This is a genomic window from Nocardia sp. NPDC004711 (assembly GCF_053601595.1).
Map to the genome: position 1 here is coordinate 50,693 of NZ_JBSGCB010000002.1, position 16,378 is coordinate 67,070.

Here is a 16,378-nt window from a genome sequence, read left to right on the forward strand (position 1 = left end):
TCACCACCCCGAGTCGGTGGCTCCCCGATTCTCCTGCCTCTCGGTCCACGCCTCGTAGCCGACGGCATTGCCGAAGTCGGGCGCGGCCTCGCGAAGCTGAGACAGTCGTTCCCGTGACTGCGGGGGAGCGAGCGAGGCGGGTTCGATGGTCGGCGCCCGGGATTCGAGATCCGGCATGCCTTGGATCAGATCCGACAGTTTGGGCATGCGTGCGCGCTTGTCCCGCAACGGCTGCAACAGTTCTCGCCCCTGCCGCGCCACGTCGAGCGCGGCGCTCTGCGCGGCGGTCGTCGTCGCCTTCGCGATTTCGTCGTAGGTCAGTTCGCCGATATCGGAGGAGAAGCGCGTCGCGATCACCACCCCGTCCGCGTTCACGGTGACCCGCACACGTCCACCCGCCGCGGTGCCGGTGGCGGTGAGCTGGGTGCGCTGGCGTGATGCCTCGGCGATCGCCCGCAGCTGCGTGGTGAGTTCCTCGACGATTCCGGCCTTCGCGACTTCCCCGTTGTGCCCGGTCATTTCGCCGACCTACGCGAACGTGTCGAAATTGCCGTGCTCCATGGTGTCGAGCTGATTGGCGGATTTGGTCAGCCCGCCGTGCAGATTGTCGAAGGAGTTCGCCAGGTTCTCGGTGCCGGTGGCCAGGTTCGCGCTGCTGGTGACGAATCCCTTGGCGCCGTCAGCGAATTTGCCGCCGAAATCGTCATCGCCCCACCCTGAGGCGCCCGGCGAGACCGCCGCGCGGGCATTACTGGCCATGGACTGCAATCGCGCCTGGATATCCGCGGCGAAGCCCGCCGCATCACGTACCGCCTCCGGATGTACCTGCACTCTCCCGGCCATAAGATCTGACTGTCCCACAACCGATCAGTGAACACAACATGAACGAGACGTGCCGCCGCCCGCCTGGCAAGATCGTTCCCACACCATCCACCCGGCCGAAGGAGCCCCCATGCCCGACACCCTCCCGCTGGCCAGAACCAACGCCGAGGCCCGTCTCTACCTCACCCTGCAACCCTGCCCCACCTGCGGCGAGACCCGCTGCCAATTCCGTAGCGCCGTCATCACCGTCGACGGTGACCTGGCCAGCCGCTACACCGGCGACTGCCCGTCGTGCGGCACGCCGCGCGCCTACGAGTTCCGCCTCCCCGCCGAGGTCTTGCCCCCGCCGGCCGACTCCGTCCGCTTCGGCCTGGACAACCCCTCCGAACTCCTCGACCCCGGCGTGTGGCTCTGGTACTCCGACGTCTGCATCCGTCAGGTCCCGCCCACGCCCGCGGGCCTCGATGCCCGCGCCGAGCGCGCCGCCCGCCACACCCTGTCCACCGCTCTGGCCGCGGTCGAGGAGACCTTGAAATTCCTCCCGCCCACCGCCGACCGAATCCCCGCCCCGGCCTTCACCTCCGCGCAGGGCCGCACCACCTACAACACCGAACCCGGCCGCTTCACTCGCCCCCGCCTGGAAGCCCTCCGCGACACCTACGCCGCCGCCCTCGCCGACCGCTGACGGGCGATTCGATAGGTTTGGGCGAAGACCGCCGGCGAGAGGGACACATGAACAGGATCGACTACCGCGTGAGTCGCCGTGAGATCGCCACCGACGACGATCTCCGCCTGACGTTTCGCGGTGAGCCCTTCACCGGCGAGGCAGTCGAAACCATCGGCGACCAACTCCTGTTCCAGGTCTTCTACGTCGACGGCATCCCCCACGGCCCCGATCGCGAATGGTGGGCCGACGGCCCCCTCAAGTCCGAAGGTCAAGTCAATTACGGCACGCCGGTAGGCATCTGGCGCACCTGGCACCACAATGGCCAACTCGCGAGCGAGCAGGAATTCGACGACGAGGGCGACCCCATCGCGACCCGTAAGTGGGACGAGTCCGGCAACCCGATCCAGTCCTGACCCGCTCAGCTACCGGTAATCACACGAATGGCCGCGTCCTGGGCGGCATTGCTGACCTCGCCGACTCGAAATCCACGACTCGTAATGTGCTCTACGAGTTCCAGCTCCGGTGGCAGACCGTGCTTGTGCAGATAATGAGCCACCGCCCCCGCCCAAACCCACACGCCATCCGTCCGAAAGTTCAGCGGCACATCCCGATCCGCAGGCGCGAACTCATCCTGCTCGAAACTCCTGGCCGCCAGCACAATCGGCGCAGACTCCAAGTACGCCAACACCGCAGTCCGCGTATTTCCCTCCACCGCAGGACGATCCGCCACCGGACGTCCGTCAGCGTCCTTGCCGTCATAAACCTTCGCCATTCGCGGCGGTCGCACAGCAGCCGGCTCCGGCGCAATCCTGGTGGTTGCTTCGACCTCCGATGCTGGAGCGGCGGCCGCGAAGGGATTCGGTGCGGGTGACGCGGGCGCGAAGGGGTTCGGCGAAGGCGTCGCGGGCGCGAACGGATTCGAACCGGGTACGGGCTGCGCCACAGGCGCAAAAGGATTCGATCCGGGAGTCGGTGCGAATGGGTTCGCGCCGGGTGGCGGCACGAACCCCGGCGTATAGCCCGGCCTCGGCTGAGCCATCAGCCGCGGCCGCGCCAACTGCGCCACCAGCCCCGCCACGGTCGCGGCGAAGGACAGCAACAGCGTGAGCATCGTCAACCAGAACCCGGCACCCGCGTACTCCCAGAAGTTCAGTCCCCCCAGGTCGAACGCGATACTCAGCCCGCTGATCGCATTCGCGAAGATCAACGCGGCAGCGGCACCACTGGCCGCTCGCACGGCCGCGTTCCGCACCCCCGCGTCGGCCAGTAAGGCGATGGCCACGACAACGACGGCGATCAATCCCACTGAGAAATGCACGGCGGGCAACGGAACAGAGCCGTCATCGCCCTCCCATATGGATATGACATGGGAGGAACGTCGCACCAACGCGGGGAACGAACTCCAGAGATTCACCGCCGCCGCGACCAGCAGGAGAACGGCCCCCACCCGATCCGCCGCCCCACCAACGAGCTCCTGCGCCGCCCCACGTCCCGCCACCGCAGCATCCCGCAACCCACTGACCAAAGCCGCGATGCCAACCAACATCACCAGCATGATCACCCAGAATCCGAACCCCGGTGACACATGATCCCCGAACTGGCGCGCATAGCCCACCACATCACCCGACGCCATCTGCGCCATCAGCCCACCCGCAAACGCCGCCGCCCAAAACAACACCCGCCGCCGAGCCCCCACCCCCGCAGCAAGCAACGTCCCAACCACCACGCCACCCATCACCATGAGCACATACGGCACAGCAGTGAAGTAGTCAGTAGCCCGCATCCCATGCCCGTTGCTCTTCCAGACATAGATGTCCCAACTGCCATGCAGCCCAATAGACATCACAGGCAGCCAGAACATCGCAAACGTCAACACCGCCGCCGCAAGCAGCAAGACCCCGGTGATCCGTCCGACGCCCCGTGCTCCACCCACCTGTCCCGCGCTCCCCGGCACTGGTTCAGGCCCACTCATGAAGCCTTCATTCCGTGTGTAGGCCATAGGTTCTCGCGCCCTTCCCGATACAAGATGTGCCCCGCCGCCGCCCGAAACAGCATGTCCTCAACCCCATCGGTCCAGGCCGTCCGCCGAACCTTATCGATGATCAAGGTCCGACTCATCTCCTCCCGCCTCGGCCCGAACCAGTACTCCGCCTCGTCCGGCTCATCGCGCACCTGCCGGTAATAGACAAGCAACGCCATAGCCTCACCAGTCGTCCGCGCGAATCCGGCCGGGGGTTATGTCATCCAGATCTTCGACATCGGTGAAGGTCATGATCGATTCGCTGTTCTGGTGTCGCTCCGGCGAATTCGGGGGTGCGGTGGAGGCTGGGATGGGTTCGGGGATTCGCTCGGTGAGGTCCGGCAGGCCCTCGATGAGGTCCGACATCTTCGGCATCCGTCCGCGCCGTTCCTGAATCGGATTCGTGAGTTCGGCGCTCTTGCGGCCCAATTCGGTGGCCGCGGCCTGCGCGGCTTCGGTGACGGCCTTGCTCAACTCGTGGAGCGAAAGGCCCTCGAGATCGTCGTCGAAGCGGGTCTCGATAACCGTCCCATCGGCATTCACCACCACCGTGACCCGCTTCTGCAGCGCGTACCCGGTGGCCATGAGCTGCGCCCGTTTCTGCTGCATCTCGCCGAGAATCCGCATCTGCTGCTGGAACTCGTCGAGCATCGAGGCCAATTCGGCCTTCACGCTCTCATTGGCCATGGCTACTTGCCGAACGCGTCGGCGTTACCTTGATCGGTACCGTCGAGCTTCTTGCCGGACTGGTTCTGCCCATCGGAGTTGTTCTCGGCGTTCTTGGCCAGGGTCTCGGAGAGACCCTTCAGCGTCTTGCGGGCGGCCAGATAGCCGGACCCGTCCTCGGTCCCAGCGAATTCCGTGCCGTAGCTGTCGTTTCCCCAAGGTTCGCCCATGCCGCCGGTGCTGGCCATGAGACCGTCCACCACCCCGCGTAGCCGACTGTTGACCAGGTCCGTTTTGGCCGACGCCTTCTTCAATAGCTCGGGATCGACGTCGAGTTTGTCTGTCATCAGGTATTACTCCTCCCCATAGCAGCCGGTCAGCGCGTCAGCCGCGCTGCCGCATCCGTTCCTGAAACCGTTGAGTGAACCCCGCGATGTAGACCGTCGGCGGCACCGAGGACGAGGACGGTTCGATCACGCCGTCGTCGGCCATGTAGTAGATCGCGCGACCGATCATGATCTCGCCCGGTCGGGTGGGCACGAAAACCATCCAGCCGTTGTCGATTCGTTCGGCGGTCAACTGGTCGAGGGGGTAGCCGCTGGTGTCGGTACCGCGCGCCAGGATGAATCGGCTGACCTGCTCGATGGCGTCGATCCGGCTCAGCGGCGGCGCGGTGACAAAGGTCCGAAGGCCCGCCAGCGTGAACTGGTTGAGGGCCGAATCTACTTCGTGCTCGGCCGGATCGAAGACCGCGGCCACCGTCTCGTAGGTCACCAGTCCCGCCTGTGCCGCCGAAACCAGCGTCGCGACAGCGGATCTGGTGGCATCGGTGACCGTCTTCCCGGCGGACGTCATGACCTGCAGGATCACGTCGATGGTCGAGTCGGTGGTCCAGATACCGGGTACGGCGCCAGCTATGCCGGGACCGTCCGGCGATTCCCCCCGGAACCACTGTCCGTCCTCCCACCAGTAGCAGAAGGTCAGCTGCCCGGTGGCCGCCCGCGGATTCAACACCGCGTCGGTCACCCAATCCGGTGCGCCCGCGTACAAGCTGGGTAGTAGAGCGCCGTCGTTGTAGACAGCATCGAGTTCGGGTGCGTTGAGCACACCGCCCGAGATGACCGCCCGATCTCCCGGCAGCACGTACAGCGTGCTCCCACTGCGATTCGGTCCCTCGAACCAGGCGAGCGACGGCAGCATCCGGGGGCCGTTCGGTGCGTCGAGAGCGACGAATACCGCTGCGAGCGTGGTCCAGTGCGACCACATCAGCGGTAGCGGCGGGAAGACCTCGGTCGTCGCCTGGCCGCGAATCTCCTTCGCGCGATCGGACCGAGCCTGCTCCGCGGCGACTCGCGGCGAGCGCATCAGGCGTCCACCGTGGCTCACGTACGCGGCCAGCCAAACGGGTAGTCGGTTGCGTGGGTACTCGCGCAGATCGGCCAGATACGCCTCGGCCGGAAATAGTTGGTTGTCCGGAAACGGCTCGTCGCCGTAGTCGTAGTCGGTCTGCACCTGGCCCGCGTTATTGAGGCTGATTCGGATCCGCCACCACGGTCCTTCGCTCATCCCCGCCGCGACGTCGCGCTGCTCCTGCACCAATTGCAGGACCGACTGCGCGGGTTCGACCTGAACCGCCTGCTCCCCGGCCGAATACACGATGCTCCAGGTCTTGTCGGTCACGGTCCACGCGAAGGTCGCGTCGACTCGCTCCCAACTCTCCGGTGCGGCGGCCGCGAGTTCGTGTGCGATCCGATGCGTCAATCCCCGCGCTCGCTCGATGATCTCCTGCTCATCGGCCACAGCTTCGGGACCGGGATGCGAAACCAGGCTGAATCCGATGTCCGGCTCCGCGTTGGACTCCGCGAACCCAGCCATGAACGACTTCATGAATTCGTCGTCCGGATTCCCGCCCTGAGGTCTGCTCACGTCCCGACTCCCCTCCTCGACCGGTCCCGCGCCTTTCACCCCGGTCGGATACCTGTGCGACCTTACACATTCGAGGTGTCGGTGTCGGCCGGGGTGTGGTTAGCTCAGAGTTCGCGGGAGCTTACGTAGCCCTCGTCGGTAATGCGCAGAGCATCCAGCGTCGCCGTCGGGCTGCCCGACAGAACGACGTCCCAGCCACCGTCGATGCGCTGCGGGGCGAAGCCCATGGCCCCGATATCCACGCCGGCACCGATCAGATACATCCGGATTCGGCTCGATGCCTCGGCCGCGGACATCCCGCCCGGAGCCGCCGCGTGCACAGGCCATGGACGGCGATCGAAAAACCCGAGGCGTTCCGCCTCGCGTTGCCGGTTCTTCTCGCTGTGCCGGTAGTGGTCGGAGGTGTTCGTGAACGGTATCCGCCAGAGTGCCGGGCGCTTGGCCCAACCGTAGAAGTAGGGCCCGCCGGTCACCTGCAATCCCGCGGTGATCAGTCGGGAATCCTTCGGCTGAACGAGCGTGATGATGCCGCTGTGTCCGGAACCGTCGGCCAGCCGAACACGGCAAGTCCTGCGGTGGGTCGCGGTGCGGTTCTCGACCTCGCCGACGACATCGGAGGGCATCGCGACGAAACGGCTCACCAGCTCATCGAATTCCGCTGGTGGGCCCGAGAATCCGGCGGTGATCTCGTGGAGGCGGCCGTTGGATCCCTTGTCGACCCGGTTGAACCCCTCGCCGACGAAGGCATTCGCGCTCCAGGTTTCGGAGCCGTCACCGTCGGCGGTGAATCCCGCGCCCTCCAACAGCGAGACCAATTCCGAGGCACGCCTGCGCCCGTGCGCGATGACGGCCGCGGCCTGTGCCTTGCCGATGGGCTTCAGCGTCGAGGAGACCCCGCCCCGATATCCGGTGCTCTCCTCCGGCCCGACCACGGCGATGCCGTGCGGAATGAACCACAGTGATCGCACGGTGACACTCCTTCGGTGGCGGCTGTCCCGATTCCGTTGCCGACCCTAGCCGATCGATAACGGCGGTCGCTTTCCCAGTTGATCGTCGGCGCGTTCTGTGGCAGCGTGTCGCGAGATCGTGAACTGTCCGCGCGCCGAATGCGCTACTGGACAGCGAATCAGCAATACAGATCAGCGCGTATTCGGGGGCGATAGTGGGGTCACGGGGGTGTCTGATTGAAGCCACCGCTGCGCGAGTGATTCTCGTCGCAGGCGGTCCGCGATGATCTGGAAGCCGCCCGCGGCGGGAGGTCTCGGCTGGCTCGTCGGCATGAAATGGCCCGAAGGCAATGAAGACCTCATGTGGGGGATTGCCGACGACTGGACCGGTGCCGCGAAGGATATTCGCAGTATCGATGCCGACATCGATGCCGCGATCGCGGCGGTGCGCCAGGCCTATCCGACGGGTGACGGCGGCGACAAGATCATCGCTCAGCTGTCGGACATGCGGACCGGCAACCAATCGATCGACAAGCTCGCGGACTGGTTCGACACGATTGCGGGAACCGCGAACAACACCGGGACACAGCTCGAATACACGAAGCTGATGTTCTACACGACGCTGATCACGCTGGCCGCGGATATCGCAGCGGCGTGGGCGTTTCCGCCCACCGCGCCGATGGCCGAGGGCGCGATCATCGGCGTCGGCCGGATCACCGTGCGGATCCTTACCCGGCGCGCGATCGACTTCCTCGGCAAGGAAGCCGAGAAGGCCGGTGAGATCGCGCTGAAGAAGTTCATTCTGAAGCAGGTACTCATCGGTGGTGCGCTGGGTGGATTGCAGGACGGTGCGATCCAGGCCTATCAGAACGAATTCGGACGCCGCAACGGTATCGATTACAAGCAGTTGGGGTTGTCAGCGGCAGGTGGTGCTGTCGGTGGTCTGATCGCCGCTCCCGTCGGCAAATACGTCCCGAAGATGCTGCTGAGCCCGCTGTCGAAGGACGTTGCCCAGAAGATGGTGACGCAGAAGGCCGCCAACTTCCTCGGCGGTGGAGTCGCCGGTGGTGTGGCCGGTCTGGGCGGTTGGGTCGTCAGCGGTGGTGTTACGCACAACTGGGAATTCGACCCCCGTGTGGTCACCGCGGGTATCGCGGGAGGCACGCTGCCCGGTGTCGCCCACGAAGTCCCGTCGCCCTGGAAGGGCGGCGAGCCGAAGCTGTCCACTGCGGGAGCCAAGACCGACGGCGCTCCGTCGGGCATCACTGAGCAGCACAAGACGCCTGAGATCGAAACCGGCAAGCCGTCGATCGGTGAGCAGCCTCAGCAGACGCCTTTGCCCGCCGAGAACGCAGCTCGAGATGGTGCTCCGGCGGCCGAGCATCCCCAATCGGTGGAGCCGAAAGCGCAACTGACCGATCACGGGAACCAGCACGAAACTCCGGCCGGCGGGCCGCAAGCCGCACCGAATGCGCAAGCGCAGGTGCACAACCCACAGGTTGTCGAGGCGCGTCCGGCGGACGGTCCGCAGGCCGCCAACACCGGGCAGTCACCGGCTTCGGCTGATCAGCGTCAGGTAACCCCCGCGGGCGCGCCGCGCGCCGAGACGCCCGGTGTACTGCGCACCGAAACACCAGCTGCGCTGAAACCCGAAACACCGGTCACCTCGAATACGGCGCGTGCCGACGCACCCGGATCACAGACCCCGCAGGCTGCCGAACCGAGAGCCACGGCCGCCCCGGCACGCGATGGCGGTGCCGCGCTGACTACGATGAGTACCAGGGCCACCGGGCAGGACGTTCCCACTCGCGTGGGCGAGCACACGGATCTGAGCCAGTCCGCGCGGACAGCGGAACCGGCGGCCGGCCGGCCGGACGGCAGGGATCTGGTGGGGGCCGGTAGCGGTCCGGCTTCCAGAATCGGCGCGCGACCCGAGAATCCTTTGGGCGGAAGGGAACCGCGGCCCGATGGGCAGTCGAATCATCCGTCCGGGTCTCCGACAGAGCACAACCGGGGACCCAACGACCAACGCGGCCCGAATCACCCGGCGTCGGGTCCGGCACCCGACCCGACGGCCACCCATACGACACCGCCGCACGATTCCACGCCCGCGCTCCCGCGGGACCCCGAACATCCTGTGCTGCCGAAGGATTCGCCGGTCACCGAGGCCGAGCACGCGCACGCTCGTGAAGCCTTGGATCGCCTGGGCCCGGAGGCGACGCCCGAACACCTTGCGCACGAACAGGACAGCTCTGTCGGGGCCGCGCACGACCGAGCGACCGAGAACCACGAGTGGTGGCACTCGCTCACCCCGGAGCAACAGGACGCCATGCTGCGCGTCCACCCGCACGAGCTCGGCAATGCCGACGGCATCCCACCGCACATCCGCGACGAAGCCAACCGCCTGGCGATCGCGCGCGACATCAACCAGGTACGCGAACAGAATCCGCGGGTCGACAAGTTCCTCACCCGGTTCACCGATCCGGAGAGCGTCCGGCAGTGGAAGAACCTGCGGTCCACCGTGGAAGCCCTCGAGCACGCGGACGATCTGGCTCGCAGCTTCGCGGACAAGAATGCCGGTCACGAGCCGCCGGTACAGGTGCTCTCCTACGACTCGGAGGCGTTCGGCGGCGAGGGTCGCGCGGTAGTCGCATTCGGTGATACCCAGCACGCGTCCACCGTTTCGTTCCACGTTCCGGGTATCACGACCACGGTGCGAAGTCTGGGAACGAACCTGGACAACGCCTTCAACCACTACCGGGCCACTTCGGAGAACAGGGATCCCGCCGAGGTCGCGTCGATCGCGTGGATCGGTTATGACGCGCCGAGCGGATTCCCGAAGATCCTGCGCGAGATGACCGACGCGCGGCTGGCTTCACGCGGAGGCCAACTCCTCGCCCGAGATGTGGCCGCGTTCAGTCAATCCCGTCGCTCGGACGCCGCCCTGCCCGGTGGCTCGCCGACACCCGACGTGCACCTGTTCGGCCACAGCTATGGCTCCACCACCACGGCCTTCGCGGGCGCGGGCGGGCGCCTGTCCGGCGACATCTCCACCATCACGCTGCTGGGATCGCCCGGTGCGGGACCGGTGGGGCACGCCGCGGATTTCGGCATCGGCGCGCACAACATCTTCGTCGCCAGTTCCTCGCGCGATCCGGTTACCTGGATCGGCGCCAACGCACACGGCGAAATCAGCCGCATGGCACCGGGTCTCGGCAACGGCCTGGGAATGGACCCCGCCATTTCGGCATTCGGCGCCAACCGCATCGCCGCCCAATTCCCCGGCGGCATACACACACTCAGCGACATCTCGACCCACACGGGCTACTACAACTACCTGGACAAGGGCGCCACGGTCCCGACCGAGTCCCTGCACAACTTCGCCCGTATCGCCAACGGCGAGAGCCCCCACACCCTGCCCGAATACCCTCGCCCGGGCCGCGACGACCTCAACGCGTGGCAGCGCAACATCGGCTCCCTGCCCCACGACCCGGCGGGCTTCCGCGCTCCCGAACCCAATGTCCATCAGGGCGAACACCCGTACGGCTACGACGATCTGGTCAACCAGCACCGCACCCAGGACCCAACCCCGGTCGCCCCTGATCGTACGCACTCCCAGGTCAACGACTGCGGCCCCCAGGCCCTCCGCCAGGTCCACGAGCTAACCGGCAACCCCGACGTCCACGTCCCCGAAGACGCTCACATCGCCGAACACGGCATGACCGCGGCCGAACTCGAGAACGCCGCAGGCGCCCACCTCGACCGCCACGAAACCCGGGGCTCGATCGCCGACCAACTCCACCGACTAGGCGACGGCGCCACCGCCCTGGTCGTCGACGAATTCCACGGCCCCACAGACGCCAACGACATCGGCGCCCACGCCTACACCATCACCAACGACGGCGGCCGACTAGTCGTCCACGACAACGCCGTCCCCGGCGGCCCCCACTCCTTCCCCCCGGACCACACCAACGTCAAATCCACCCACGCCATCGTCTACGACTCCCATGGCAACCCGGTACATCCGCTCGAACGAACCCCTGAGACCACTCCGGCGAATGTCCGCGATACTCGCCCGGAAGCCCGTATAGGCCAGCCGGATTCACGCTCCGAACCCGCGCATCAAGGGCAGCACCCCGAGCCCCAGCACGAACCAATCACCCACGAATTCACCCATCCGACCGATCATGAGGTCGGTGGTCCCGCCCACGATTCGATCCGGCGTTTCGACACACCTGATGCTGCCCGCCACTATGGCGAGGAGATACTCGGTCCTATCCGAGACATGATGTCCGGCCCTGAACTACGTGAGCTGCAGGCATACACCAAGAAGTCTTGGATCAATGAATTCTTGCGCGCGGCGGACCCGGTGAAGTTGCTCACCAAGCTCGGTGAGGACGAAGTCCACTACGGGCAATTGATGCGGCTCACCGGCGGCAGCCCGATTATGCCGAAGATCGAAGTGCTCGAGCGATTGCTTGCGGAGCATCCCGATCCTCGCGATCCGAATCTCGATCCGCCCCTGCGCGCTGCGATCGACAGCATCCTCAACGAGGACAATCCGCACGCTCGGCTCCAGGAGCTGTGGCGTAACTCCGGCAAGCTGCCTTCGATGCGTGAGTATTTCGGTGGTGACCCGACGATGGACATCCTTCGATCTCAGGTCGCTCACCTCGACCAAGCAACGAATCGTCCGCTTCCCGAGGGAGTGGAGGTTTCGCGCGGTATCAGCATGAGGAGTCTCGACCGTCTCATCGGACCCGACGGTCGGCCACTGAACGGTCGTAATCCAAAACTGCTGAAGGGCACGGTCCAGGACGACCACGGCTACATGTCGACCAGTCTGGGACCGACCCCGCCTCAAGAATTCAGGCTCAAAGTCCGTATGGAACTAGAGGTTCCGGCTGGATCGAAGGGCGCGTGGGTCGGCGACAAGGGACTGTCCGGACCTGAGAACGAACTCATCCTCCAGCGTGAATCCCGCTTCCTGATCACAGATGTCATCGAGGATCCGCAAGGCGCGAGATACGACGATGGGTACGTCGACTACCTGGTCAAAGGAACCCTCGTACCGGCGGATTACGTCCACGAGCCGCACGTCGAAGTCACGGATGCCCACGATCCGAACTCGACGACGGACAAGCCCGAAGCGGATCCGGTTCATCCTCCGACGGACGGACCCGACGAAGACCACGTTCCCTTTCGGCTGGGCGACGAGACGCAGCATCCGGTCGAGCCGGAGCACCCGCAAGAGGCTCCGCATGCCGAAGACAACGGACCCGAACATGTGCCGACCGATCCTGCCGATCGACCCTCGACGCTCACACCGCATCTGGCCGACCGCTTCAACGAGATGCATGAGCGCATCGCCGACATAGCTGCCGCCTACAACGATCCGACTCGCACCGCCGAACTACCCGGACTACGACTCGGACTCGGCGAGCTGATGGACAAACTCGGAATGCTCGACCGCTCGACAGCGGTGACTGCGATGCGACTGTTCAACGAGTACAACCTCGAGTTCGCGAAGTATCTGAATGAATACTACAAGGCCCTACTGCCACACCCATCGGACGTTGAAAGTCATGGCGCGGTTCCGACGCACACGACTGAGCACCCTTCAGAGGTCGCCGATCATACCGAGCCATCCAAGGAACATTCGTCAGCTGACGAGCCGAACTCGGAACCCGCTCACGAATTGCCGGGAGCCGGTGCTCCATCGGAGCTCACCCCACACGAGCAAGATGCATTGCACCGCTACACCGACCCCGACGCGGGCGTCTACGCCGATCTGAACAAGCGCCTTCGCAGTGGCACTGACCTGGATCCCCATCAAGCGGAACTCGCAGACCATATCTCCTCGGCGCTCGATAAGCTTCCTACCTTCGAAGGCACGGTATGGCGAGGCACAAACCTCTCACCCGAGGACCTCGCTCGCTACGTGAAGGGCGCCACAGTTCGTGAGCCCTCATTCACCAGTACCTCGACCGACCGCAACCGAATCTTCACCGGCAATGTCGAATTCATCATGCACTCGACGAATGGTCGTGAAGTCAGCCCGCTTTCGGCCCGTCCGGCTGAGAAGGAGATCCTGTTCGACCGCAACGCGACGTTCGAAGTCCGAGGCGTAGTCCACGACCCCAACGCCAACCTCTTCGGCGTCACTCGCATCTATCTGGTCGAAACCCCCAGCCACACAGCCATTCACGAAACTTCGCCGGAGCATGCCAACACCCATCCCAGCGATAGCGAGGCTACCCATGCTCCGAACACTCGAGACCTGGTCCCCGAGGATCCTCCCGTCCGTTACGGAACCGACCGCACCTCACTAGGCGATTCCCCCGAAGTAGAGCGAGTCTTCCAAAACCTCCGTAACGAGGGCGAACACGATGTAATCCTCCACGGCGACCGCTTCGGCCGCCCCACCGCCGACGGCGGCCACGAGATCGACCCGCAAAAGGTCGTAGAAGCAATCCGCAACAACCCGGACTATGTACCGGGGACCCCGGTCCGCCTCATCTCCTGCCACAGCGGAAACGAAATCGGCTGGGCCCAACACATCGCTCATGAACTGGGTGTCCCGGTCCGGGCCCCGTCCGATCTGGTCGGTGTGAGGGCTCACCCGGATTCTCCAGCGGTCGTCCACAACGAAGGCACTTGGAAGACCTTCCACCCGGAAGGGCCGGACGGAAGAACCCCCGAACCCACCGTCCACCAGCCGGATCCCCTTGTCGACGCGGACCTGCCCAGAGGCGGGGACACCCGAGATGGCTGGGACATTCTCGGCAATGAGACAGCGGATGAGCATTCGGGTTCGCCGCACGATGAGCAGTCTGATTCGCCGCACGATGAACACGGGCTCGACGGCGATTCGGCCTCTTCGAGGTACGCGGACCTCGAAGACGATGTGATCATCGATTCGGGCGATCCGAAGTACAACGAGCGATTCGTGGAATGGAATCGCCCTAGTCACCGACCCCCGGATCCCGAGAATCCGCACGCGCCGCGGCGGCCGCTCGATGTGCACGAAGAGATCCGAGCGCCACACCGTGACCGTGATAATGTGCCGGACGGCAACACGGAGCCTGACAGACTTCGGCCGGATGAGAGCCCGGATCCGATACCTGAGCCGCTGGGTGACTTGGCCGGGGACGGCGGGCTCCACCCGTGGACGGAATACCCTGTGGTCAACCAAAATGGCACTCGCACAACATTTTTCACCGACGGTGATGGTGTCGTCAAATGGGTTGAGGCTACTCCTGGTGCACGTGATATGGCCGTCGATGGCAAGGGAAAATGGTCTGGATTCAACCCCGACCTGAGCTTCCCATTGCTACCGGACGTTCAATATCAGGTTCCAAATTTTCATAACAATGAGAAATTACTGAACTTCCATACCGACGAGCATGGCCAGACGGATCGACTCACTGGAGATGTCGAAGCGCGGGGGCAGGACAAGAACCATCGCGACGACGACAGCAAGAAAGGCGCGCAGAAGCGTGCCAACCAGGAAGGGGAAGCTGCCTTCCCGAAGAACCCTCCCGGGCGTACGCTGACCCTCCTTGAACGAGCGAAGGCTCGTATCAAGTGGGCGGGCGGGCACCTGCTCGCGAATGAGCTTGGTGGTCTTGGTGAATATCTGAACATGCATCCGCAGATGGCAGCATCGAACTCCGGAAATGATCGAGACGGATGGGTTCATGCTGCATCGTGGCGGGCAAAGGAGAACCAGCTCGTCGAATTCGCGAGTCAGGATCATCAGGATATTCGAAATTATCAGGTCAAGATGATCAGAGAAGCCGACGGAGTTCCGGCTTCGGTTGTCATGCGCTGGCAAGAGGTTACCTACGCACGCAATTCCGACGGCACCGTGCAGCTTGGTTTGAACGGTAAGCCCGTGGTGGAGTCGGTGGTTACCAAGGAACGAGCGTTCTCGAACAAGGAGGCGAACTTTGGACCAGCCACCCCGTACAACGGTCGCTGAGATCTGCGCGATAGTGGAGCGTGCGGCGCCAGTGAGCTGGGCGCGCCTTACCCTGCAGGTCTGGGCGAATGTGATGTCGTACGAAGTCGCGGTGTCCGCGCAGGATGCCAATGGCAGGTCCGCGGGCGAGGTGAGCCAGCCGGCGGTGACCGATCTGCTGGTACGGCTGCGGAACGAGATGTACGAGCCTGATCGTGGAGCTTGGCTCTCCGCGAGGTTTGTGCTGAATCGTGGGGAAGAACCAGATATCTCGTTCAACTATAACGATGATCCACAGTGGTCACCTGACTTGCATCCGCTGATGTACGCGCGCGACCTGGAGGTGTATCCACGTGCGGAGCAGCATGTTCCGCAGTGGTTGCAGGATCGGGTGGCGTTCGGCCTGGAACTGGAACGCCAGCGTGAGGCCGACGGCGATACACAGTAGGCTGTGCATTGATGATCGGTTTCCGAGGAGGACTTGCCTGATGTCGAACCAGCCGTTGAACCCGATGGAACAACAGGAGAAGCTGTCGGACATCACATTGGAAATACTCGAGACCCTGCCGATGGGATGGACGCGCTTGATTGTTCGCGGTCGGATTCTCGGTCGGTACGCTGAGCGTGAGAGTGGGGTGAAGATGCCGGATGGATCTGTGCAGGGCTTCTCCTTCCCGCCTACCGCATGGCGAAAGTTCCAAGATTTGCGAGACGGTATGTACGCCCCTGGTCTGGGCACCTGGGTCGAGTTCGAATATGTACTGGATCCGCCCGGCCGGTTTGTTATCGACTACAACCGTGACCAACTTCCTCGATTCAGTAAGAAAGGTCCGGCGAGCAGCGATTTTGCCCTCGAGAACGAGTGGTATCCGCGCACGGCCGAGCACATGCCCGAATGGTTCCACCATGGATTGGGCACGCCTTCCTCGGAACATCTCGGCTGATGCACACAGGAGTGTGGTGGTGATCGGTCTGAAGCCCGTTGGTATCTACCAGGAGATGTACCGAAAAGCGCGGGAAGGACTTCCGTCGTTGCGAGATTCGTACACCGACCAGGTGGTTGGGGAACGAGATCTGGTAGTCGCGTATATGAGGTCGGCCACGCCGGTCTTCGACGTACCGGCGGATGTCACGGATCTGGTCGATGTTTCCCAGACTATCCGTAACGGTCCATCACTGCTTTCTGACGGAGAGTGGATCTGGCGCATCGACTCGATCCATTATCTCGCGAACTACTCCCTCGCAATTCCGTCTGCGTTCCTCGATCACGTGCGCGCGCAAAACTACCGTCCCGCAACCGATGTCGACGTGTCTGACGCAAAGTTCGACGCTGCGATTTCCGCGTACTTCTGAACGAACTCAGGAAT

The 16,378-nt window shown here is 64.3% G+C and carries 14 protein-coding genes; 6 read left to right on the plus strand and 8 right to left on the minus strand.

Going from position 1 to position 16,378, the window contains the following annotated elements; translation table 11 throughout:
* The gene (locus tag ACWEKS_RS01805) at nucleotides 1-519 is read right to left on the minus strand and encodes a YbaB/EbfC family nucleoid-associated protein (protein ID WP_452338341.1); all 519 of its coding nucleotides are present in this window, start codon (nucleotides 517-519) and stop codon (nucleotides 1-3) included.
* A gap of 9 nt (nucleotides 520-528) precedes the next feature.
* On the minus strand, nucleotides 529-831 hold the full coding sequence (locus ACWEKS_RS01810; protein WP_452338342.1) for a hypothetical protein: 303 nt from the start codon (nucleotides 829-831) through the stop codon (nucleotides 529-531).
* Nucleotides 832-952: 121 nt separating this feature from the next.
* On the opposite strand from ACWEKS_RS01810, the gene ACWEKS_RS01815 reads away from it, so the two are divergent.
* Together ACWEKS_RS01815 and ACWEKS_RS01820 are read left to right on the plus strand one after the other, a co-directional pair.
* Nucleotides 953-1,507: a hypothetical protein gene (locus ACWEKS_RS01815; RefSeq protein WP_379394548.1), complete on the plus strand. Its 555-nt coding sequence runs from the start codon at nucleotides 953-955 to the stop codon at nucleotides 1,505-1,507.
* 47 nt (nucleotides 1,508-1,554) lie between these two features.
* Complete coding sequence (locus tag ACWEKS_RS01820) at nucleotides 1,555-1,902, plus strand: toxin-antitoxin system YwqK family antitoxin (RefSeq protein WP_379394550.1); 348 nt, start codon at nucleotides 1,555-1,557, stop codon at nucleotides 1,900-1,902.
* A gap of 5 nt (nucleotides 1,903-1,907) precedes the next feature.
* Here ACWEKS_RS01820 and ACWEKS_RS01825 read toward each other — a convergent pair whose 3' ends face one another.
* The 6 genes from ACWEKS_RS01825 to ACWEKS_RS01850 all read right to left on the minus strand — a co-directional run bounded on the left by ACWEKS_RS01825 (nucleotide 1,908) and on the right by ACWEKS_RS01850 (nucleotide 7,069).
* Nucleotides 1,908-3,383 carry a hypothetical protein gene (locus ACWEKS_RS01825; protein WP_452338343.1) on the minus strand — a complete coding sequence of 492 codons (1,476 nt, stop codon included), beginning with the start codon at nucleotides 3,381-3,383 and terminating at the stop codon, nucleotides 1,908-1,910.
* A 74-nt stretch (nucleotides 3,384-3,457) separates the two neighbouring features.
* Nucleotides 3,458-3,688 carry a hypothetical protein gene (locus ACWEKS_RS01830; RefSeq protein ID WP_379394554.1) on the minus strand — a complete coding sequence of 77 codons (231 nt, stop codon included), beginning with the start codon at nucleotides 3,686-3,688 and terminating at the stop codon, nucleotides 3,458-3,460.
* Nucleotides 3,689-3,692: 4 nt separating this feature from the next.
* The gene (locus ACWEKS_RS01835) at nucleotides 3,693-4,196 is read right to left on the minus strand and encodes a YbaB/EbfC family nucleoid-associated protein (protein ID WP_364605534.1); all 504 of its coding nucleotides are present in this window, start codon (nucleotides 4,194-4,196) and stop codon (nucleotides 3,693-3,695) included.
* A gap of 2 nt (nucleotides 4,197-4,198) precedes the next feature.
* On the minus strand, nucleotides 4,199-4,522 hold the full coding sequence (locus tag ACWEKS_RS01840) for a hypothetical protein (RefSeq protein WP_452338344.1): 324 nt from the start codon (nucleotides 4,520-4,522) through the stop codon (nucleotides 4,199-4,201).
* Nucleotides 4,523-4,559: 37 nt separating this feature from the next.
* Nucleotides 4,560-6,101: a hypothetical protein gene (locus ACWEKS_RS01845; protein WP_452338345.1), complete on the minus strand. Its 1,542-nt coding sequence runs from the start codon at nucleotides 6,099-6,101 to the stop codon at nucleotides 4,560-4,562.
* A gap of 104 nt (nucleotides 6,102-6,205) precedes the next feature.
* A complete protein-coding gene (locus ACWEKS_RS01850; protein WP_452338346.1) occupies nucleotides 6,206-7,069 on the minus strand; it encodes a hypothetical protein in 864 nt (287 codons plus the stop codon).
* A gap of 262 nt (nucleotides 7,070-7,331) precedes the next feature.
* On the opposite strand from ACWEKS_RS01850, the gene ACWEKS_RS01855 reads away from it, so the two are divergent.
* Genes ACWEKS_RS01855 through ACWEKS_RS01870 form a run of 4 tightly spaced genes read left to right on the plus strand, consistent with a single transcriptional unit; the run spans nucleotide 7,332 to nucleotide 16,364 of the window.
* Nucleotides 7,332-15,032, plus strand: coding sequence for an ADP-ribosyltransferase (locus ACWEKS_RS01855; RefSeq protein WP_452338347.1), 7,701 nt, complete (start codon nucleotides 7,332-7,334; stop codon nucleotides 15,030-15,032).
* Between the two features lie 31 nt (nucleotides 15,033-15,063).
* Nucleotides 15,064-15,459, plus strand: coding sequence for a hypothetical protein (locus tag ACWEKS_RS01860; protein WP_452338348.1), 396 nt, complete (start codon nucleotides 15,064-15,066; stop codon nucleotides 15,457-15,459).
* Nucleotides 15,460-15,499: 40 nt separating this feature from the next.
* Nucleotides 15,500-15,955, plus strand: a complete 456-nt coding sequence (locus tag ACWEKS_RS01865) for a hypothetical protein (RefSeq protein ID WP_452338349.1) — start codon at nucleotides 15,500-15,502, stop codon at nucleotides 15,953-15,955.
* 19 nt (nucleotides 15,956-15,974) lie between these two features.
* On the plus strand, nucleotides 15,975-16,364 hold the full coding sequence (locus tag ACWEKS_RS01870) for a hypothetical protein (RefSeq protein WP_364605520.1): 390 nt from the start codon (nucleotides 15,975-15,977) through the stop codon (nucleotides 16,362-16,364).
* The last annotated feature ends 14 nt before the right edge of the window (nucleotides 16,365-16,378 follow it).

What these genes read in the sequence shown, in the direction of transcription:
- ACWEKS_RS01820 (WP_379394550.1), top strand. Translation starts at nt 1,555, where the DNA reads ATGAACAGGATCGACTACCGCGTGAGTCGCCGTGAGATCGCCACCGAC.
- ACWEKS_RS01815 (WP_379394548.1), top strand. Translation starts at nt 953, where the DNA reads ATGCCCGACACCCTCCCGCTGGCCAGAACCAACGCCGAGGCCCGTCTC.
- ACWEKS_RS01840 (WP_452338344.1), bottom strand. Translation starts at nt 4,522, where the DNA reads ATGACAGACAAACTCGACGTCGATCCCGAGCTATTGAAGAAGGCGTCG.
- ACWEKS_RS01805 (WP_452338341.1), bottom strand. Translation starts at nt 519, where the DNA reads ATGACCGGGCACAACGGGGAAGTCGCGAAGGCCGGAATCGTCGAGGAA.
- ACWEKS_RS01830 (WP_379394554.1), bottom strand. Translation starts at nt 3,688, where the DNA reads ATGGCGTTGCTTGTCTATTACCGGCAGGTGCGCGATGAGCCGGACGAG.
- ACWEKS_RS01835 (WP_364605534.1), bottom strand. Translation starts at nt 4,196, where the DNA reads ATGGCCAATGAGAGCGTGAAGGCCGAATTGGCCTCGATGCTCGACGAG.
- ACWEKS_RS01855 (WP_452338347.1), top strand. Translation starts at nt 7,332, where the DNA reads ATGATCTGGAAGCCGCCCGCGGCGGGAGGTCTCGGCTGGCTCGTCGGC.
- ACWEKS_RS01865 (WP_452338349.1), top strand. Translation starts at nt 15,500, where the DNA reads ATGTCGAACCAGCCGTTGAACCCGATGGAACAACAGGAGAAGCTGTCG.